An 18736-nucleotide genomic window follows, 5' to 3' on the forward strand; every position below is an offset into this window, starting at 1 on the left:
GCCGGCCGAAACCGCGCCGAAGCGCCAGGTCCGGCCCATGTCGCGAGCCCGCCTCTGGAGCATTCTGGTGCTGGGCCTCGTCGTCTTCGTCATCCTGTGCGGCCTCGGCACCTGGCAGGTGCAGCGGCTGGCCTGGAAGGAAGGCCTTCTCGACGAGATCGCCACCCGTATGGCTTCTGCGCCGCAGCCGCTCGCCGAGATCAACGCGCGCTATGCCGAGACCGGCGACGTCGACTATTGGCCGGTCGAGGTCAGCGGGCGCTTCGTGCATGCGGGCGAGCGCTATTTCCTGTCGACCCACGACGGCGAAGCCGGCTGGAACGTCTATACGCCGATGATGCTCGACGAGGGCCGGGCGGTGTTCGTCAATCGCGGCTTCGTGCCTTACGAGATGAAGGACCCCGCGACCCGGCCGGAGGGCCAGATCGAGGGCGTGGTCACGGTGACCGGGCTCGCCCGCGACGGCGAGACCGAAAAGCCCAACTCTTTCGTGCCGGACAACGACGTTCGACAGAACATTTTCTTCTGGCGCAGCGTGTCCGACATGGCCGAAGATCTGAACCTGCCCGGCGAAGTGCGAATCACGCCGTTCTTCATCGACGCCGGACCCGGTGCCGCTCCCGGCGGCTATCCGATCGGCGGCACGACGATCGTCGACCTCCCGAACGATCATCTGCAATATGCCATCACCTGGTTCGGGTTGGCCCTCGTTTTGGTCGTGATGCTGGTCATGCTCGTGGTCCGCCGCCGCCGATACGACACCCTCGCTTGACAGCGGCCTGCCTCGTCCCTTCATTCGGGGCGTCCGAGACAGCGGAGAGCCTTTTGCCCGACATCCTAGCAAGACCCGCGCTGACGATCCGCATGTGCGAGCCGCGCGGCTTCTGCGCCGGCGTCGACCGGGCGATCCAGATCGTCGTGCTGGCGCTGAAGAAGTACGGCGCGCCGGTCTATGTCCGTCACGAGATCGTCCACAACCGCTATGTGGTCGAGGGCCTGCGTAACATGGGCGCGATCTTCGTCGAAGAGCTCGACGACGTCCCGGCCGACGGCCAGCCCGTGGTGTTTTCCGCCCATGGCGTGCCGAAGTCCGTCCCGGCCGCAGCCGAAGAGCGCGACCTGCTCTATCTCGACGCCACCTGCCCGCTGGTCTCCAAGGTCCACAAGCAGGCCATCCGCCACATGCGGTTGGGCCGCCATGTGCTGCTGATCGGCCATCGCGGCCATCCCGAGGTGATCGGCACCATGGGACAGCTGCCCGAAGGCGCGGTATCGCTGATCGAGACGGAGGCCGACGTCGCCGCCTTCGTGCCGCCCGAGGGCGTCGAGCTCGGCTTCGTCACCCAAACCACGCTCTCGGTGGAAGATACCGCCGGCATCATCGCCGCGCTCAAGCGCCGCTTTCCGACGCTCAACCGTCCCTCGTCGGAATCGATCTGCTACGCCACCACCAACCGCCAGGACGCGGTGAAGGCGGCAGCCCCCGGCGCGGACCTGTTCCTGATCGTCGGCGCGCCGAACTCGTCCAATTCGCGCCGTCTGGTGGAGGTGGCCGAACGGGCGGGCGCCACGGCCGCCGCCCTGGTCGAAGGCGCCAAGGACATTCCGTGGGACAGGCTCCACGATGGCGCGACGCTTGCCATCTCGGCCGGGGCCTCGGCTCCCGAGGTGCTGGTGGACGAATTGGTCGATGCGTTTCGCGGCCGCTATTCGGTGACCGTCGAATTGGTGCAGACGGCCCAGGAGAACGAGAATTTTCCGGTGATGCGATCGCTGCGCGATCTGCCGCTGACCGTCGACGACATGGCGTTCGTCAACGGCCGCGGAGCCGAGCGATGAGAGGCCGCGCGACGGCGCCGGCACGCGGGGCGAAGGTCTGATGGCAGTCTATACCGATGTGACGGAGCCGGATCTTGCCGCATTCCTGGCGCGCTACGATCTCGGCAAGCTTTTAAGCTACAAGGGCATCGCCGAGGGCGTCGAAAACTCGAACTTCCTGCTGCGCACCGAAGCCGGCACGTTCATCCTGACGCTCTACGAACGGCGGGTGGCCAAGAGCGACCTGCCGTTCTTCATCGACCTGATGGAGCATCTGGCCAAACACGAGCTCTCCTGCCCCTTGCCGGTGCCGCCGCGCGACGGCGAGGCACTAGGCGAATTGGCGGGCCGACCGGCGGCGATCTTCACCTTCCTGGAAGGCATGTGGACGCGCCGGCCAACCGCCAACGACTGCCGCCAGGTGGGCGCCGCCATGGCCGGCATGCATCGCGCGGCCTCGGACTTTGCGTTGACGCGGGCCAACGCGCTGTCGGTCTCGGCCTGGCGGCCGCTGTTCGACACCTGCGGCGGACGCGCCGACGAGGTCCAGGCCGGGCTCGGTGCCGAGATCGCCAAGGACCTTGCCGTCCTGGAGCGGTCCTGGCCGGCGGATCTGCCGCGCGGCGTGATCCACGCCGATCTCTTTCCCGACAACGTCTTCTTCCTGGGCGGCGAGTTGTCGGGGCTGATCGACTTCTATTTCGCCTGCAACGACCTTCTCGCCTACGATCTGGCGATCGCGCTGTGCGCCTGGTGCTTCGAGCCGGATCACGCCTTCAACGTCACCAAGGGGCGCGCGCTGATCAACGGCTATCGCTCGGTGCGGCCGCTGTCGGACGCCGAGATCGCGGCCTTGCCGGTTCTGGCGCGGGGCGCGGCCATGCGCTTTCTGCTGACCCGCCTCTACGACTGGCTGACCATCCCCGACAGCTCGTTCGTCACCAAGAAGGATCCGCGAGAATATCTGAAAAAACTGCGCTTCCACCGCTCGGTGGTGAGCGCAGCCGACTATGGCATCGATTTGGAGCCCGCCGAGCGATGAGCGAGACGACGGACGAAGAGCGGGTGGAGATTTTCACCGACGGCGCCTGTTCCGGCAATCCGGGGCCCGGCGGCTGGGGCGTGATCCTGCGCTGGAAGGGCAAGGAGAAGGAGCTCTCCGGCGGCGAGGCCATGACCACCAACAACCGCATGGAGCTGATGGCGGCGATCCAGGCGCTGACGGCGCTCAAACGGCCGTGCGCGATTGACCTCCACTCCGACTCCGAATACATGCGCAACGGCATCACCAAGTGGATCCACGGCTGGAAGCGGAACGGCTGGAAGACGGCCGACCGCAAGCCGGTCAAGAACGCCGAGCTGTGGCAGCAGCTCGACGCCGAGCGCGACCGCCACGACGTCACCTTTCACTGGGTGAAGGGCCATGCCGGCCACGACGAGAACGAGCGCGCCGACGAACTGGCCCGCGCCGGCATGGCGCCGTTCAAGAAGCGGTCGGTGGCTGCCGGACAAAGATAGAGGCGCCTCCGCGCTTTCGGTCCTTCGCCGGCTCAATCGGCGCTTCCGCCTTGCCCATGACGAGCGGACGGCTCACGCGGTAATGGCTCGAAACCCTCTTGCGGCAGCCTTGTCGTGCGGGTCGGTTGCAGCAAATGAGCGCACAACAGGCGTGCAACGGGAATCTTCCTCAGTCGCGTCATGTGTGAGTTGCAGAGCCAAGATGATTGGAAATGAACCGATGACGATGATCCTACGCGCTGCCATGCTGATGGCCACGTTCGTCGCAGGCGCGATTTGCGGTCCTGCGTGGGGACAAACCTCGGCCGATGCCACGATCGAGCTGAAGGATGACGGGTCCGTCGCGGTCTCGGGTCTGAACCGGCCTGCCGCCGGCATGACGCTGCCCGAAGACTGCCGCGCGGAAGCGGACAACGCGGCGACGGTGACATGCATGGCCGAGCGTTTTCTCGGCATGCTGAGTGAAGAGCAGAAAAACCAGGTTCTGCTGCCGATGACATCGGAAAACGCGACATCCTGGTCGAACCTGCCCTGCGGCTCCTCCTGCCGGGTCGGGATCGAGTTGGCCGACCTCGACGAAGACCAGCGGCAGGCGGCGCTCGGCGTCATTCTTGCGGCCTCCGGCACCGACGCGGACAGCGGCTTCGACGAACTCACCCAGGTCCTCATGGCCGACGACATCCTGACGCTTGCCCAAGATGCCGGCATCGCCTCCGGGCCGGGCGGGGGGCCACCGCCCGACGACATGAAGATGCCGGACGGCGCCGAGGCCCCGGAAGGCGGGGGCGACATGGGGCCGCCGCCCGATGGCGGACTGGCCTATTCCAGCAACGCCTATTTCATCGCCTTCCTCGGCGAACCGAGCACGACGTCGACCTGGCAGCTTCAGTTCGGCGGACACCATCTCGCGATCCTGCACACTTTCGCAGCCGGCAAGGAAATCGCGGCCACGCCCAATTTCATCGGGATCGAGCCCAAGGTCTGGACGCAGGACGGCACCACCTACGCGCCGTTGACCGATGATCGCGACACGATGGTCGATATGCTCTCGTCGCTTTCGGCAGAGCAGATGGCCAAGGCGAAGCTGAGCCAGGCCTTTTCCGATGTCCTGCTCGGACCAGGCAAGGACGGCCAGTTTCCCGAGACGAAGGCGGGCCTTCCGGCCGGTGATCTGACTGGGGAGCAAAAAGCACTGGTGCTCGACGCCATGCGTTCCTGGGTCGCCGACACATCAGCGACCTCCGCCGCGTCGATCATGACGCAATACGAGGCAGAGCTTGACGACACCTATATCGCCTTTTCCGGCCACGCGACGCTCGATAACCATGCCGATTACGTCCGCATCGACGGGCCCGGCGTCTGGATCGAATTCGTGTGCCAGAACGGTGTCATTTTCGGCGATCAGATTCACTACCATACGATCTGGCGCGACCATGTGAACGATTACGGTGCCATCTACGACTTCTGATCCATGATCACCGGTATCCTCGTGCGCGTTCTCCAAGTCCTGGGCATCGCGCTGGCCTGTCTGGTCTGCGTAACCGCCCAGGCCCATCCTATCCCGGAGAGCACCCTTGCTCTTCGGGTCGAGAAAGATCGCGTCGAGGCGAATCTCACCATCCCCCTGTCCGAGTTCCGACTCGCCTTCGATCTGGCAGACCCCGTCACCGAAGCCGGAATCGACGCCCGGTCCGGCCAAATCGCCAACTATCTCGTCCGCCACATCGTGGTGACATCGCTCGACGGCACCGATGGCGATGCGTCCTGGGCCGTGGAAGCCCAAAACATCCGGCTTGATCGGGGCGAGACAGCGGAGGGAGCCTATGCGGAGATCGCCGCCCGTCTTGCCTTCCGATCTCCCGACGGCGAGATCGGTCCGTTTCGCCTGTCCTATGACGCGGTGCTGCACAAGGTCGTCACCCATCGGATCCTGGTTTCGCTCACCCAGGAGGAAGGCGATGGACTCGGCCGTCAGATCGGCATCATTTCCGCAGCTCCGAAGGACGGCAGTGTCGCGCCGCTGATCGTCACGCCCGAGACATCCGCCAACAATTTCACCTCAATGCTGCGCCTCGGCATGTCGCACATCGCCGAGGGGACCGATCATTTGCTGTTCCTGCTCGTGCTCCTGCTGCCTGCGCCGCTGATCGCGGTGGCCGGACGCTGGCGCGACCAAGCGCCAGGCCGGTGCGCCCTATGGACGATCGCGAAGGTGGTCACGGCCTTCACGATCGGGCACTCGTTGTCCCTGGCCGTGGCCGTTCTTTTGCATCTGGACATTCCCCAGGCTCCGATCGAGGTGCTGATCGCATTGACGGTGTTGATGGGCAGCCTGCATGCGATCCGCCCGCTGTTTCCCGGAAAAGAGGCCTGGGTGGCAGGCCTGTTCGGTGTCGTTCACGGCCTGGCCTTCTCCTTCACGCTGGCTCGTCTCGATCTGAGCTCGTTACAACTGGCGCTCAGCCTCCTCGGCTTCAATCTCGGAGTCGAGATCGTCCAGCTGGCTATCGTCGTGGCGACGATGCCGTTTCTCCTGGTTCTGGCGCGAGTTCCGGGCTACCGCGCCCTGCGCCTGGGCGGAGCGACCGTGACCGGGCTTGCCGCCATCGGCTGGACGGCTGCCCGGATGGGACAGAACAATCCGCTCGCCGAAATCGGCGACGGGATCGGCGCCGTTGGCGTCTACATCTGGGTCGCTCTCGTGATGGTCGCTCTCTTTTCCCTATTTGCCGGTCCTGGCCGCAAAGCCAGATCGGGAATAGCTGGCTGATTGCGTCCGCTCCCGCCTCGGACGACGGTTGATGTGTGTATGAGCTGTGGGTTCCGGAGGGATCCCCAGCGTTCGTTCCAGGTCGATTGAGAGGGGTCTGTCCGCTTTCATGTGCGGATAAAAGCCAAGCGAAGCAGGACGACGCCCCCCTACAGCAGCTCCAGCATGTGCGCGGCGGACGAGCGCTCGGTCTGGCCCGGCGAATCCTCGACTTCCAGCGCGCGCACCACGCCGTCTTCGACCAGCATGGAGTAGCGCTTTGAGCGCGCGCCCAGGCCGCCGGCCGAGAGGTCGATTTCGAGCCCCAGCGCCCGGGTGAACTCGCCGTTGCCGTCCGAGAGGTAGAGGATCTTGCCCGCGCCGCCGGTCGACTTCTCCCAGGCGTGCATGACGAAGACGTCGTTGACGGCGACCACCGCAATGGTGTCGACGCCCTTGGAGCGGATTTCGTCGTTGTAGTCGAGATAGCCCGGCAGATGATTCATCGTGCAGGCCGGCGTAAAGGCGCCCGGCACGCCGAACAGCACGACGCGCTTGCCCTCGAACAGATCGCCCGTCGACAGGTCCGTCGGCCCCTGCTCGCTATGGGTCTTCAACGTGGCATTCGGAATGCTGTCGCCGATGCTGATCGTCATGTTGGTTCCCCTTGGCGCTCGAAGCCGCCGTTTCGTCATGTCCGCGGTTTGATCGCGACTGCGAGCTCGCGTGCCTCGACGGCCGTTTCGCCCAGTGTCATCACCGCATCGACGGCCAGCGCTGAGCTAGGCTCCTTGCGCGGCTTTTCCAGAACGGGCACCTCGAAAACCGTCCGGCCGCCAAGGCTGCGAATTTCGGCGGGAGAACCGAACGTCCAGCCCTTCGGCCCGGCGACGAACAGATCGGCGTCGTGTGCTTGCGTCGGAGCGAGCGTCGTCTCCACCGAGAGGGTTGTCATATCCGGATCAAGCGAAGCACCGCTGATGTCGCTCGCCGCCTCGTCCCGCCGAGGCAACGCGGCAAAGGCCGCTTCGACGGCCCCCGTCTCGTTCGGCGCGGTATCCGGATCGAGCGAAAGCTCCGCCTGGACCGGGATGCAGACGTCGTGGCAGACGCCGAGGAAGACGGAGACGGCGAGGCTCGCCGAATCCGCGGGTTTCGGCTTGCGCAAGGTCAGCGCCACCGCCAGCGGCGCCGAATAGCCATTGGTCTCGAAGCCCGCCTCCTCGTAGCGTCCGGGGGCGGGATAGCCGACCTCCTCCAGTTCGGCGTTGCGGCTCTGCGAGGTGTCGATCATCGGCGGGATGCCCGCTTCGCCGGGATCGATCCAATAGGTCTTCCAGCCGGGCTCGAGATCGATGGTAAGCGCGGCGCGAAAGCGTCCGTCCGCGGCGGGCGGCTCGGCGACCAGCGACAGCGTCACGGTGTCGGCCTTGAACACGGCGCCGGGCGTCGTCGACTGCGCCGGCGCGTCTTTGATGCCGAGCGGCAACAGGGCCGCGAGCAGGGCCATCGGCCGGACCAGCGCAAAACGACGGAACATGGAACACCTCCGGTGATCGCTTTCAGCCCCTTCCCTACCCGCAAGGCGCTGGACCGATCCATTCAAAATCCCGGGAAATCTCCGATCGCAAAAAAGCGTCGGCGCGCATCCACGATACGACAATTGCAAGAAGCAGGTGCAACGGCGGGGAAACTCTCCTATCTTAAACTCATGGCCATGAGCATCAAACCGGATCCGTCATCGTCTTCGCTGGAGGATCATTTCCTCATCGCGATGCCAGGGATGCAGGATGAGCGCTTCGTCAAAAGCGTCATCTACATCTGTGCGCACTCGCCGAGCGGCGCCATGGGATTCGTCATCAACAAGGCCCAGCCGATGTCCTTCGCCTCGCTGTTGAAGCAGCTCGGCATCGTCGAGGACGAGGCGGATATCCGGCTGCCGCGCCAGGGACGCGAGGTTTCCGTATGCATGGGCGGCCCGGTCGAGCAGGGCCGCGGCTTCGTTCTTCATTCGAGCGATTATGAATCGGAATCGACGGTGCCGATCGCCGACCAGATTCGGCTCACGCCGACGCTCGACATCCTGAAGGCCATCTCGGAGGGCATCGGCCCCCACGAGGCGGTCATGGCGCTCGGCTATGCCGGCTGGGACGCAGGCCAGCTCGAAGCCGAGATCGCGGCCAATGGCTGGCTGACCTGCAAGGCCGACAGCGCGATCATGTTCGACACCGATCTCGACAGCAAATACGACCGCGCGCTCGGACTTCTGGGCATCGATCTCACCTTTCTCGCCTCCGACGCGGGCCACGCCTGAAGACAGTCAGTCCGCCGCCTCCCCGAGGTCCTTCGCCAACACATCCACTTGGTCGTCGCCGTAGACGGCCACGCCGTGGCGTCGCAGAAGCGCGGCGACGACGCCGGCACCGGCCGTCCGGTCCCCGGAGAACGTCCCGTCATAGATCTCGCGGCTGCCGCAGGACGGACTGCGGTCGGTGAGGACCGCCGCGCGGCAATCGTGGCGCCGGGCCAGGTCGAGCGCTCGATGCGCCGCCTCGATGAAGGCAGCCGTCACGTCGCGCCCGCTGCGGTCGACCACGCGCGCTCGCCCGTCGAGAACGTCGTCGCCGGTCCCGCCGCGGATTTCCGCAGGCAGACGCGGGACGCCGAAGCCTGCCGCCATCTCCGGACAGATCGACACCAACCGACCCTCGTCACGCCAGGCCGCCAGTTTCGTCGGGTTGGAGGGGGTACGGACGCCGCCGTCATAGCGCACCGGCTGGCCGACCAGGCAGGCGCTGACCAGGATGGACGGTCGCCGTTCCTCGGAGACGGCCATCAGGCCGACCGCCGCAGCGCCTCTCGCTGCTCGACCAGTTCGCGGCGCGCTTCGTCGGCCGTCAGCGGCGCCGAATAAAGGAAGCTCTGCGCATATTTGCAATCGAGCTGGCGCAGCCGGCCGGCGTCCTCCTCCGTCTCCACCCCCTCGGCAACCACGGTGAGATCGAGTTCGTGGGCCATGCGAATGATCGAGCTGAGGATGATCGGCCGCTTGGGGCGGCCATCGCTCTTCAGGAACGACTGGTCGACCTTCAGCGTGTCGAAGGGGAACTGCATCAGATAGGACAGGGAGGAATATCCCGTGCCGAAATCGTCGAGCGACAGACCGAGCCCCATCTCCTTCAACCGGGCCAGGACCTGGGCAGAGCGTTCCGGATTGTCCATCACGAGCGATTCGGTGAGTTCCAGCTTCAACGTTCCCGGCGGCAGCTGATAGCGCTTCAGCACCGCGGCGACGTCGCGCAGGAGGTCCTGCCGGATCAGTTGCCGGCTGGAGATGTTGACCGAGACGAACAGCTCGGCATCGATCATCTTCTGCCATTCCGACAGCCGCCTTGCCGCCTCGTCCAGCGCGAACTGACCGAGTTGCACGATCTGCCCGCTGCTTTCGGCGATCGGGATGAACTCCGCCGGCGAAATCGCGCCGCGCTTCGGATGCTCCCAGCGCAGGAGCGCCTCGAAGCCGGCGATCCGACCATCTTCCAGACGCACGATCGGCTGGAAGGCAAGCGCCAGTTCGCCACGACCGAACGCGCGGCGCAGATCGGATTCGAGCTGTAGGCGACCGGCCCCCGACGTGCGCAGCGACGGCCGATAGGGCTCGATCCGGTCGCCGCCGTAGCGCTTGGCCTGGTACATGGCCAGTTCGGCTTCCTTGAGCGCATCCTCCGGCCGCGTCGCCTCGGTCCATCCCGTCAAGCCGACCGAGCAGGTGAGCACGATCTCGCGCCCGCCGAAGGAAATCGGCGCCTTGACCGCCTCCCGCAAGGTTTCGGCAAAGCCCGCGATGGCGTCGAGGTCGGTTTCCGACATCAGGATCACGCCGAACTGGTCTCCGGCCAGCCGGGCCAGCGAGTCCTGCGGCCTCAGGATCCGCTTCAACCGCCGACCGACGGTCAGAAGGATCGTGTCGCCCGTGGCGATGCCGAAATCGTCGTTGACCTGCTTGAAGCGGTCGATGTCGATCATGAAGACGGTGGGCCGCACGTCCGCGCGTACGGCCGCCAGCGTGCCGATGGCCTCCAGCCGGTCGATGAACAGCTCGCGATTGGGCAGGCCGGTCAACTGGTCGTGCAGGGCATCGTGGAGCATGCGCTCCTCGCCCTTCTTGCGCTCCGTCACGTCGGTGAGCGTGCCGACGCAGCGCACCACCTCGCCGTCCGTCCCGAGCACCGGGCGCGCTCGCAGATGCAGCCAATGATAGGCGCCGTCGTGGGCACGGACGCGGAAATCCTGGGCGATGCGCCCGCATCGCTGTTCTACGACCGTGTCGAGCGTCAGCCTGAAGCGGTCGCGGTCGTCGGGATGGAGAATCGGCAGCCAGTCGCGCGCCGGCCCGTTCATCGTGGCGATCGGCAGCGGCGATGGCAGATCGTCGTCGACACCGGCGAAGATCCGGTCGCGATCGACGTCCCAGTCCCAGACGGCGTCACCGGTGCCGGCGAGAGCCAGCGAGCGACGTTCCAGGTCAGAGAGTGGGCCCAGGTTAAAGGAGCCGCCGGCAAAAGCGTGCTGCATGACCGTGAAGCCGATCAGCAGCACGATCAGCACCAGCCCGCCGCCGAGCGCCGGCTGAATCACGTCATTGGTGAGCCGGCCGGTCACGGTGAGCCAGCCGCCCACCAACCACAGAATGATCAGCGCCCAGGTCGGAATCAGCATGATCGCCCGGTCGAAGCCGAGCCACGAGAGATAGAGGATCAGCAGCAGCCCCAAGCCGCCGATGGCCGCCAGCGACAGACGGGCGAGACCGGCGGCGATCGGCGGATCGAAGGCGGCGAAGACGCCGAGCCCGACCAGCGCCAGCATCCAGAGCGCCGTGAAGATGGTGAAGACGCCGTGCCAACGATTGAGGTTGAGATAGGCGTAGAGGAACAGGACGAGGGTAAGCGCCAGCGCCACCTCGGTGGCGGCGCGCCACATGCCCTCCTGCCCCGGCATGATGGGCACCAGCTTCTGCCAGAAGTCGAAGTCGATGCAGATATAGGCGAGCACCGCCCAGGCGAGCGCCGCCGTCGCCGGGAACATCGCCGAACCCTTGACCACGAAGAGGATGGTCAGAAACACCGCCAGCAGGCCGGCGATGCCGAGCACGATGCCGCGATAGAGCGTATAGGCGTTGATCGCGTCCTTATAGGCTTCCGGCTCCCAGAGCCGGATCTCCGGCAGGCTCTTCGACGTCATCTCGATCACGAAGGTGACCACCGAGCCGGGATTGAGCGTCACCAGGAAGACGTCGGCCTCCGAGCTCGGCTGCCGGTCGAGCGCAAAGCCTTCCGAGGGTGTGATGGAGGCGATCCGCTGCGAGCCGAGGTCGGGCCAGATGATGCCCGAGCCCGGCAGCTTGAAGTTGGGCGCGACGATCAGGCGATCGAGCTGCTGGTCGGTATCATTGGCAAGCGCGACGACCGCCCAGTCTCCCGAAGCGTTGGGGGCCTGCGCCTCGACCTCGATGCGCCGCACGATGCCGTCCGCGCCGGGCACCGTGGAGACCTGGAGGTTCGGGCCACGCCCGCGATAGACCTCCACTGCGGGTGCGAGATCGATGACCGAGACGTCGCGCGAGATGCTGACGGGTTCCAGCGCCTGGGCCGTCAACGTGGTGCCCGCCAGCACGACAAAGGCGAGGCAGATCTGCACGAACGCGAAAAAGGCGCATGAAACGGCCGATCGCCGACCGGCGAGCATCGCATTCGCCGATGCGTCGAAGCACAACGCTCTCATTACAGAACCGCCGATGTCAGGCCGGGCAGAACGCTGTCCGACGCCCTCCACTCTTCGGAGAGAAGAGCATAGAGATAGTGATCTTCCCAACGTCCGGCGATCTTCAGATAGCGCCGCAGATGGCCCTCGCGCGTGAACCCGGCGCGTTCCAGCAGCCGGATCGAGCGTTGGTTGGACGGCAGGCAGGCCGCTTCGATCCGGTGCAACCCCTCGAGCTCGAACACGAAATGCTTGAGCGCCTCGACCCCTCGCGACATCAGCCCCGCGCCCGCATAGGGCTCGCCCATCCAGTAGCCGAGGGTGCAGGACTGGGCGACCCCTCGGCGGATCTGGCCGACGGTCGCCCCGCCGTAGAGCGTCGCTTCCGACGGATCGAACAGGAAGAAGGTATAGCTGGTGCGGTCCCGCGCGTCCTGGCGGTAGCGCTGCAGCCTCAGATGATAGGATCGGCGGCTCAACTCGTCACTGCTCCAAAGCGGCTCCCAGGGCGTGAGAAACGCGCGGCTGCGGTGTCTGAGATCGCGCCAGGCGAGGTAGTCGCCCCCTTGCGGCATGCGCAGAACGACACCCTGGCCCTCGACCTTCGGAAACACGGGATGGAACAGGGTGTCGAAGACGCTCATCGTGGTCTCAGGAGAGGGCCGTCTTCGCAGACTGGGTGTGCGGCGACGAGCCGAGCCGCGCCGACAGGTCCTCCAGGGTGGAGAGCCCCCCAACGGGGCCGATCGCGGCGATCGTCGGAGCGGTGGCCACGAAAGTCCGCTCGGCAAGATCGGTCAGGCGCCCGGCATCGATCGCGGAAAGCCTGTCGATCAGCGCGGTATTGGAGATCGTCTGGCCGCTGAACAGGATCTGGCGGGCGATCTGCCCGGCACGCGACGATGGACTTTCCTGCGACATCAGCAGGCTGGAGCGCATCTGGGCGCGGGCGCGCGCCACCTCCTTTTCGGAGATGCCCTCGACCGCCCGCATCAGCTCGTCGGCAATGATCGGGGCGAGTTCGGCGAGCTGCTCCTCGCCAGTTGCGGCATGGACGCCGAAAATGCCGGAATCCGAAAAGCTCCAGTGGAAGCTGTAGATCGCGTAGCACAGGCCCCGCGCCTCGCGGATTTCCTGGAACAGACGGGACGACATGCCGCCGCCGAGAATCAGTGACAGCACCTGCGCGGCATAAAAGTCCCGCTTGTAATAGGGGCGCCCCTCGAAGCCGAGCACCACCTGGGCATCCATCAGGTCGCGCCGCTCCCGGAAGTCGCCGCCGGTGTAGGTGGCGGGCTGGCGAGGCGTGACGTCCTTTGTGGTGGCCGGCAGCGTCGACCAGCCGCCGAGCGTATCGGAAATCCGCTTGACGATGTCGTCGTGGGAGACGGCGCCGGTTGCCACGACCACCATGCGGTCGGGCGCGTAGTGATGGGCGAGATAGTCGCGCAGCGCCTCCGGCGTAAACGAGGTCACGGTCTCCCGCGTGCCCAGGATCGGCCGGCCGATGATCTGGTCGCGATAGGCGATCTCCTGGAACCGGTCGAACACCACGTCGTCGGGCGTATCCTCGGCCGCACCGATCTCCTGGATGATGACATGCTTCTCGCGTTCGAGCTCTTCGGCATCGAACTTGGAGTCGACCAGGATGTCGGTCAAAATGTCGAGGGCGAGCGGCACGTCGTCCTTCAGCACCCGCGCATAGTAGGCCGTCGTCTCGACGCTGGTGGCGGCGTTGAGATCGCCGCCGACGTTCTCGATCTCCTCGGCGATCTCGCGGGCGCTTCGCCGGCTGGTGCCCTTGAAGGCCATGTGCTCCAGGAGATGGGCGATGCCGTGGTCGGCGGGGCTCTCGTCGCGGGCACCCGCCTTGACCCAGATGCCGAGGGCGGCGCTTTCCAGATGCGCCATGGTTTCGGTCGCGATCGTCAGACCGTTGGCGAGGGTGCTGGTTTCGACCGTCATGCTGCCCCCGCACCGACGGCGCGGCTGAACCGCGCCACATAATCCTCGACATGGCCAAGATCGTTGGCCAGACGCTCGAACCGTTCCTTCTTCGCCATCAGATCGGAATGACTCGGCGGCAGCGCCGGCGCAACCCCGCAGGCCGCTTCCACGGCCGCGGGAAACTTGGCGGGATGGGCCGTACCCAGCGTCACCATCATCTCCTCGTCCCGCCGCTCGCGGGCGACCTTCACGCCGACCGCGGTGTGAGGATCGAGGAGATAGGCGGTCGAGGTCAGCACCTCGGCGATGGTCGTCGCCGTATCGTGCTCGTCCGCCGAGCCCGCGTCGAACTCGGCGCGGATCGCGGCGAGCCAGGGTTCGGGCAGCGTGAAACCGCCAGACTGGCTCAGCTGTTGCATCAGGCGGCGTACGCCCGGCGCATCGCGCCCTGAAGCCTCGAACAGCAACCGCTCGAAGTTGGACGACACCTGGATGTCCATGGAGGGCGACGAGGTCGCGTGGACGCCCGCCGTCTCGTACCGCCCGGAGGCGAGCGTGCGGGTCAGGATGTCGTTCTGGTTGGTGGCGATGACCAGCCGATCGATCGGCAGTCCCATGCGCTTGGCGGCAAAACCGGCGAAGATGTCGCCGAAATTGCCGGTCGGCACCGTAAACGAGATGGGCCGATCGGGCGCGCCAAGGCTGGCCGCCGCCGTGAAATAGTAGACGATCTGGGCCATGATGCGCGCCCAGTTGATCGAATTGACGCCCGACAGCGAGACCTGGCGGCGGAAGCGGGCGTCGTTGAACATCGCCTTGACCAGCGCCTGGCAGTCGTCGAATGTCCCCTCGATCGCCAGCGCATGGACGTTGGCGGCGTCCGAAGCCGTCATCTGCCGCTGCTGGACGGGCGAGACGCGGCCTTCCGGAAACAGGATGAAGATGTCGGCGCGCTCGCTGCCGGCGAACGCCTCGATCGCCGCACCGCCCGTATCACCGGAAGTGGCACCAATGATCGTCGCCCGCTCGCCGCGCTCCTTGAGAACATGGTCCATCAGCCGTGCCAGGAGCTGCATGGCGACGTCCTTGAAGGCGAGCGTCGGACCGTGAAACAGCTCGAGGACGAAATCGGCCGGGCCGATCTGCACCAGCGGCACCACCGCGGGATGGCGGAAGGTGGCATAGGCCTCGTCCACCATCGTCTTGAGGTCGGCCTCGGCGATATCCTCGCCGACGAAGGGGCGCAGCACGGTCAGCGCCACCTCGGCATAGGGCCGCCCCCGGAACGACCGGATGTCCTGGTCGGTGATCGTCGGCCAGACCTTGGGGACGTAGAGGCCGCCGTCATTTGCGAGTCCGGCCATCAGAACGTCCGCGAATGTCAGCGTGGGCGCCTCGCCGCGCGTACTCACATAGTCCAAGTCGTCACCATTCGTTCTCCCGTCAACGGCTGTTTCAGCCGCTCATGTCGATTTCACGGCGCCGGTCGCAAAATCCTTCCCGCGCTGGTATAGAACGGCCCGCCACAGGAAGGGAAGAACCGTAGCATGGATATGTCTATCGCGTCGCGGCTCGGTGCCTTGGCCGCTCTTGGATTGCTCGCGGCTTGCCAGTCCACGACACCGCCCAGCGACATCGCGGCCCCGAGAACGGCAGCCCGAGAGGAAGGCACCGTCCCGGACTATTGTCCACAAATCTCGCTGAGGGACGGGACCGCGGTCTTGAACAAGCAATCGGGCGATCAACTGCAATATGCCGCTTCGATCACCGAAACCAGCCGCGAATGCCACATCGTCAACGGGCAGCTGTCGATCCGCGTCGGCGCGGCGGGACGCGTCATGCCCGGCCCGGCTGCCACGGCGGGGGCGGTGCAGTTGCCGATCCGCGTCGCGGTCGTTCGCGGCTCGGACGTGCTGTATTCGAATCTTGGCGCAAAAGCCGTCGACCTGGTGCCGAGCCAAGGGGCGTCGCAATTCGTCTTTGTCGACCAGAACGTCGTCGTACCGCAGCCGACGGCTCACGACTATCTGATCTATATCGGCTTCGACGAAGGCGCGCCGCAGCGCTGAAGCGCGGCCTGGTCCGTTCTCGGCCCTTTCGAGGGTCGAGAACGCGGCGGTCACGCGAGCCTCAAAGCTCGCTCCATTCGGACAGGGCCTGGATGACGGCGGGGAAATCGGCGAGCCGGCCGATCACCGTCTCGGCTCCGGCCTCGGTCAGGGCGTCGGCATGGCCGGGATAGGAGTGACCGGCACCGGTAAAGCCGACCACCCGGCAGCCGGCTGCCACCGCACCGGCGACGCCATGGACCGAGTCCTCGAGCACGATCGCCTGACGCGGCTCCACGTCGAAGGCCTTGCAGGCGTAGTGGAAGATGTCAGGCGCCGGCTTGCCGCGCTTGCTGCCGACTTCCACCGCCGAGAACACATACGGCCGGAAGCGATCCCACAACCCGACATGGTCGAGCTCCGCCTCGAGCCGGACCGAACTGGAATTCGAGCAGATGCAGCGCGGCAGCTCGAGGATGTCGAGAATCTCGTGGGCGCCGGCGATATCATTGACCTCCTCACCCAGCCGCCGATCCGTCTCCGCCTCGACGCGCTCGACGAAATCCTTCGGAAAGGCGAGCCCCACCTCCTCGGCGAGAAGTTCCATCATGCGCGTCAGAGGCAAGCCGGCAAAGCGCGTCTGGATCTCTTCCGGCGCGATCTCATAGCCGAGGTCCTTCAGCATATCGGCCTCGACCCGGGCCGAGATCACCTCCGAATCCACCAGGGTCCCGTCGCAGTCGAAAATGGCGAGGGCGATGGCGGTCATGATGAGCTCCGGTATCGTCTGGACGTCGGATGCGGCTTCGTCTCGGCCGCAACATGGGAGGAAGAATGCCTAACGGCAAGCGGATGGCCGGTTAGCACGGTACGCGCTTCCGCACAAAGCAAGCTTCATCGATTGTTTACTCCGTTCGGTAACCATGATCGCGGTTTCACGTAATGCGTACCGGGGACGGACATGGCAAAGGCACAAAGCGTCGCAATCGAGACGCGGGGTGAGCATCGAAGCGTCTGGCTCGACCAAATCCTCAAAGGCGATTGCATCGCGCAGCTCGAAAGCCTGCCGGAAAAGTCGATCGACGCGGTCTTCGCAGACCCGCCCTACAATCTGCAACTCGCCGGCGACCTTCACCGCCCCGACCAGAGCCTCGTCGATGCGGTGGACGACGCCTGGGATCAGTTCGAAAGCTTCGCCGCTTACGACGCCTTCACGCGGGCCTGGCTTCTCGCCGTGCGCCGCGTCCTGAAGCCGACCGGCTCGATCTGGGTGATCGGCTCCTACCACAACATCTTCCGGGTCGGCGTCGCGATGCAGGATCTCGGCTACTGGCTCCTCAACGACATCGTCTGGCGCAAGACCAACCCGATGCCGAATTTCCGCGGGCGCCGTTTCCAGAACGCCCACGAAACCCTGATCTGGGCGGCACGCAGCCAGGACGCCAAGAGCTATACCTTCAACTACGACGCCATGAAGGCCGCCAACGACGACATTCAGATGCGATCGGACTGGCTGTTTCCGATCTGCAGCGGCGCCGAGCGGCTGAAAGACGACGCGGGCCGCAAGGCGCACCCGACCCAGAAGCCCGAAGCCCTGCTCAGCCGCGTCATCCTGTCCTCGACCAGGCCGGGAGACGTGGTGCTCGACCCGTTCTTCGGCAGCGGCACGACAGGCGCCGTGGCCAAGAGACTGGGCCGCCACTTCGTCGGGATCGAGCGCGAACAGGCTTATATCGATGCCGCGGAACAGCGCATCGCCGCGGTCGAGCCGCTCGATTCCCTGTCGATCCAGGTGACGACGGGCAAGCGCGCCGAGCCGCGCGTGCCGTTCGCCAGCCTGATTGAGGCGGGCCTCATTCAGCCCGGCGCCGAACTCACCGACGCGAAGGGCCGCTGGCACGCCCGGGTGCGGGCGGACGGCACCGTGGCGATCGGCGGCGAGTCCGCTTCGATCCATCGGTTGGGTGCCAAGGTGCAGGGGCTGGCGGCCTGCAACGGCTGGACCTTCTGGCATGTCCGCTCGAACGGCAGCCTTAAGTGCATCGACGAACTGCGCCAGGAAATCCGCGCCCGGATGACGTCGGTTCACGCTTAAAGCATGATGCCGAAAAGTTGCAGACTTTTCTGACCCACATCATGCGGGAAAACAACAGGCTAGAGCGACATGGCGATTCAATCTGAACGCATATCGCTCTGAAGCCGGTCTTTCGATCGGGCGCGGGCCGGCGCCCGCCTTGGCGTCGGCCTTCGCTCAGCCGGCGGGCGCCACCATGACGCCAGCGGCACGCAGCTCTTTCCGCAGCTGCTCCGGGCCTTCGTGGCGGATCGCCTGCCAGCCCGCGCGGATCGCCGCCTCCACGTTCTTCGGCGAATCGTCGATGAACAGCGTCGCCTGGGGGTCGAGGCCGAAGGCCTTGGCGTGATGGTGGAAGATCTCCGGCTCGGGCTTGGCCATCTTCAGCCGGCCGGACACGCTGACGCCGCGCGGCTCGGCCAGGAAGTCGAACAGCTTCTCGGCCTCGGCGAAGGTATCGGCGGCCCAGTTGGTGAGCAGCGTCACGTCCATGCCCATGGCGATCACCTCGCGCAGGATCGCCACGCTGTCGTCGTAGGCGTAGGGGATCATCTCCATCCAGTGCTTTCGGAAGGCCCGGATGAGATCCGCCCGCTCCGGATGCACCGCGATCAGTTCTGCCTCCGCGTCCTGCCAGGATCGGCCGCGATCCTGCTCGTGGTTCCAAGCCGGCGAGCAGATCTCCGCCAGAAAGCGCCGTCGCTCCGCCTCGTCCTCGATCAGCCGCCGAAACGGAATTTCCGGATCCCAATGGATCAGGACGCCCCCGATATCGAAAACCACATGCTTGATCGCCATCATCGTCCCCCTTTGTACTGAACT

At 65.7% G+C, this 18736-nt stretch carries 18 protein-coding genes; 9 read left to right on the top strand and 9 right to left on the bottom strand.

What is annotated here, in order from left to right:
- The first annotated feature begins 37 nt into the window (after positions 1-37).
- From SMD10_RS02140 to SMD10_RS02165, 6 genes are all read left to right on the top strand, one after another.
- Positions 38-772 carry an SURF1 family protein gene (locus SMD10_RS02140; RefSeq protein ID WP_331684184.1) on the top strand — a complete coding sequence of 245 codons (735 nt, stop codon included), beginning with the start codon at positions 38-40 and terminating at the stop codon, positions 770-772.
- A gap of 92 nt (positions 773-864) precedes the next feature.
- Positions 865-1839 (top strand): 4-hydroxy-3-methylbut-2-enyl diphosphate reductase, encoded by a 975-nt coding sequence (ispH, locus tag SMD10_RS02145; protein ID WP_432757165.1) that lies wholly within the window; start codon positions 865-867, stop codon positions 1837-1839.
- Between the two features lie 40 nt (positions 1840-1879).
- Positions 1880-2860: a homoserine kinase gene (locus tag SMD10_RS02150; protein ID WP_331683995.1), complete on the top strand. Its 981-nt coding sequence runs from the start codon at positions 1880-1882 to the stop codon at positions 2858-2860.
- The gene (rnhA, locus tag SMD10_RS02155; RefSeq protein ID WP_331683996.1) at positions 2857-3336 is read left to right on the top strand and encodes a ribonuclease HI; all 480 of its coding nucleotides are present in this window, start codon (positions 2857-2859) and stop codon (positions 3334-3336) included. Before SMD10_RS02150 ends, rnhA begins: the two co-directional genes overlap by 4 nt.
- 220 nt (positions 3337-3556) lie before the next feature.
- A complete protein-coding gene (locus SMD10_RS02160) occupies positions 3557-4804 on the top strand; it encodes a DUF3500 domain-containing protein (RefSeq protein ID WP_331683997.1) in 1248 nt (415 codons plus the stop codon).
- A gap of 3 nt (positions 4805-4807) precedes the next feature.
- On the top strand, positions 4808-6106 hold the full coding sequence (locus SMD10_RS02165) for a HupE/UreJ family protein (RefSeq protein ID WP_331683998.1): 1299 nt from the start codon (positions 4808-4810) through the stop codon (positions 6104-6106).
- Between the two features lie 149 nt (positions 6107-6255).
- Here the strand turns inward: SMD10_RS02165 and SMD10_RS02170 are convergent, their stop codons facing one another.
- Both SMD10_RS02170 and SMD10_RS02175 read right to left on the bottom strand, forming a co-directional pair.
- Positions 6256-6741: a peroxiredoxin gene (locus SMD10_RS02170; protein ID WP_331683999.1), complete on the bottom strand. Its 486-nt coding sequence runs from the start codon at positions 6739-6741 to the stop codon at positions 6256-6258.
- 35 nt (positions 6742-6776) lie between these two features.
- The gene (locus SMD10_RS02175) at positions 6777-7625 is read right to left on the bottom strand and encodes a protein-disulfide reductase DsbD domain-containing protein (RefSeq protein ID WP_331684000.1); all 849 of its coding nucleotides are present in this window, start codon (positions 7623-7625) and stop codon (positions 6777-6779) included.
- 171 nt (positions 7626-7796) lie between these two features.
- Here SMD10_RS02175 and SMD10_RS02180 point away from each other — a divergent pair, with 171 nt between their 5' ends.
- On the top strand, positions 7797-8399 hold the full coding sequence (locus SMD10_RS02180; RefSeq protein ID WP_331684001.1) for a YqgE/AlgH family protein: 603 nt from the start codon (positions 7797-7799) through the stop codon (positions 8397-8399).
- A gap of 6 nt (positions 8400-8405) precedes the next feature.
- Here SMD10_RS02180 and SMD10_RS02185 read toward each other — a convergent pair whose 3' ends face one another.
- Genes SMD10_RS02185 through thrC form a run of 5 tightly spaced genes read right to left on the bottom strand, consistent with a single transcriptional unit; the run spans position 8406 to position 15213 of the window.
- Positions 8406-8921, bottom strand: a complete 516-nt coding sequence (locus SMD10_RS02185) for a 2-thiouracil desulfurase family protein (protein WP_331684002.1) — start codon at positions 8919-8921, stop codon at positions 8406-8408.
- A complete protein-coding gene (locus tag SMD10_RS02190; protein WP_432757166.1) occupies positions 8921-11830 on the bottom strand; it encodes an EAL domain-containing protein in 2910 nt (969 codons plus the stop codon). The genes SMD10_RS02185 and SMD10_RS02190 overlap by 1 nt, the downstream gene beginning before the upstream one ends.
- Before the next feature lie 35 nt (positions 11831-11865).
- On the bottom strand, positions 11866-12489 hold the full coding sequence (locus SMD10_RS02195) for a GNAT family N-acetyltransferase (RefSeq protein WP_331684004.1): 624 nt from the start codon (positions 12487-12489) through the stop codon (positions 11866-11868).
- A gap of 7 nt (positions 12490-12496) precedes the next feature.
- The gene (locus SMD10_RS02200; RefSeq protein ID WP_331684005.1) at positions 12497-13810 is read right to left on the bottom strand and encodes a M16 family metallopeptidase; all 1314 of its coding nucleotides are present in this window, start codon (positions 13808-13810) and stop codon (positions 12497-12499) included.
- Positions 13807-15213, bottom strand: coding sequence for a threonine synthase (thrC, locus tag SMD10_RS02205; protein WP_331684006.1), 1407 nt, complete (start codon positions 15211-15213; stop codon positions 13807-13809). The genes SMD10_RS02200 and thrC overlap by 4 nt, the downstream gene beginning before the upstream one ends.
- Positions 15214-15513: 300 nt before the next feature.
- On the opposite strand from thrC, the gene SMD10_RS02210 reads away from it, so the two are divergent.
- Positions 15514-15861 (top strand): hypothetical protein, encoded by a 348-nt coding sequence (locus SMD10_RS02210; RefSeq protein ID WP_331684007.1) that lies wholly within the window; start codon positions 15514-15516, stop codon positions 15859-15861.
- A 61-nt stretch (positions 15862-15922) separates the two neighbouring features.
- On the opposite strand, the gene SMD10_RS02215 is transcribed toward SMD10_RS02210, so the two are convergent.
- A complete protein-coding gene (locus SMD10_RS02215; RefSeq protein WP_331684008.1) occupies positions 15923-16609 on the bottom strand; it encodes an HAD family hydrolase in 687 nt (228 codons plus the stop codon).
- A 192-nt stretch (positions 16610-16801) separates the two neighbouring features.
- On the opposite strand from SMD10_RS02215, the gene SMD10_RS02220 reads away from it, so the two are divergent.
- On the top strand, positions 16802-17935 hold the full coding sequence (locus SMD10_RS02220; RefSeq protein ID WP_331684009.1) for a site-specific DNA-methyltransferase: 1134 nt from the start codon (positions 16802-16804) through the stop codon (positions 17933-17935).
- Between the two features lie 156 nt (positions 17936-18091).
- On the opposite strand, the gene SMD10_RS02225 is transcribed toward SMD10_RS02220, so the two are convergent.
- Positions 18092-18715, bottom strand: coding sequence for an HAD family hydrolase (locus tag SMD10_RS02225; RefSeq protein WP_331684010.1), 624 nt, complete (start codon positions 18713-18715; stop codon positions 18092-18094).
- Positions 18716-18736: the final 21 nt, after the last annotated feature.

This window comes from Consotaella aegiceratis, assembly GCF_036541425.1.
Lineage (GTDB): Bacteria > Pseudomonadota > Alphaproteobacteria > Rhizobiales > Rhizobiaceae > Consotaella > Consotaella aegiceratis.

Excerpts from the sequence above, each read along its gene's own strand:
- SMD10_RS02190 (WP_432757166.1), bottom strand. The coding sequence starts at position 11,830 with ATGCTCGCCGGTCGGCGATCGGCCGTTTCATGCGCCTTTTTCGCGTTC.
- SMD10_RS02220 (WP_331684009.1), top strand. The coding sequence starts at position 16,802 with ATGGCAAAGGCACAAAGCGTCGCAATCGAGACGCGGGGTGAGCATCGA.
- SMD10_RS02165 (WP_331683998.1), top strand. The coding sequence starts at position 4,808 with ATGATCACCGGTATCCTCGTGCGCGTTCTCCAAGTCCTGGGCATCGCG.
- SMD10_RS02200 (WP_331684005.1), bottom strand. The coding sequence starts at position 13,810 with ATGACGGTCGAAACCAGCACCCTCGCCAACGGTCTGACGATCGCGACC.
- SMD10_RS02140 (WP_331684184.1), top strand. The coding sequence starts at position 38 with ATGTCGCGAGCCCGCCTCTGGAGCATTCTGGTGCTGGGCCTCGTCGTC.
- ispH (WP_432757165.1), top strand. The coding sequence starts at position 865 with ATGTGCGAGCCGCGCGGCTTCTGCGCCGGCGTCGACCGGGCGATCCAG.
- SMD10_RS02150 (WP_331683995.1), top strand. The coding sequence starts at position 1,880 with ATGGCAGTCTATACCGATGTGACGGAGCCGGATCTTGCCGCATTCCTG.
- SMD10_RS02195 (WP_331684004.1), bottom strand. The coding sequence starts at position 12,489 with ATGAGCGTCTTCGACACCCTGTTCCATCCCGTGTTTCCGAAGGTCGAG.
- SMD10_RS02185 (WP_331684002.1), bottom strand. The coding sequence starts at position 8,921 with ATGGCCGTCTCCGAGGAACGGCGACCGTCCATCCTGGTCAGCGCCTGC.
- rnhA (WP_331683996.1), top strand. The coding sequence starts at position 2,857 with ATGAGCGAGACGACGGACGAAGAGCGGGTGGAGATTTTCACCGACGGC.
- SMD10_RS02180 (WP_331684001.1), top strand. The coding sequence starts at position 7,797 with ATGGCCATGAGCATCAAACCGGATCCGTCATCGTCTTCGCTGGAGGAT.
- SMD10_RS02175 (WP_331684000.1), bottom strand. The coding sequence starts at position 7,625 with ATGTTCCGTCGTTTTGCGCTGGTCCGGCCGATGGCCCTGCTCGCGGCC.
- SMD10_RS02170 (WP_331683999.1), bottom strand. The coding sequence starts at position 6,741 with ATGACGATCAGCATCGGCGACAGCATTCCGAATGCCACGTTGAAGACC.
- SMD10_RS02215 (WP_331684008.1), bottom strand. The coding sequence starts at position 16,609 with ATGACCGCCATCGCCCTCGCCATTTTCGACTGCGACGGGACCCTGGTG.
- SMD10_RS02160 (WP_331683997.1), top strand. The coding sequence starts at position 3,557 with ATGACGATGATCCTACGCGCTGCCATGCTGATGGCCACGTTCGTCGCA.
- SMD10_RS02225 (WP_331684010.1), bottom strand. The coding sequence starts at position 18,715 with ATGATGGCGATCAAGCATGTGGTTTTCGATATCGGGGGCGTCCTGATC.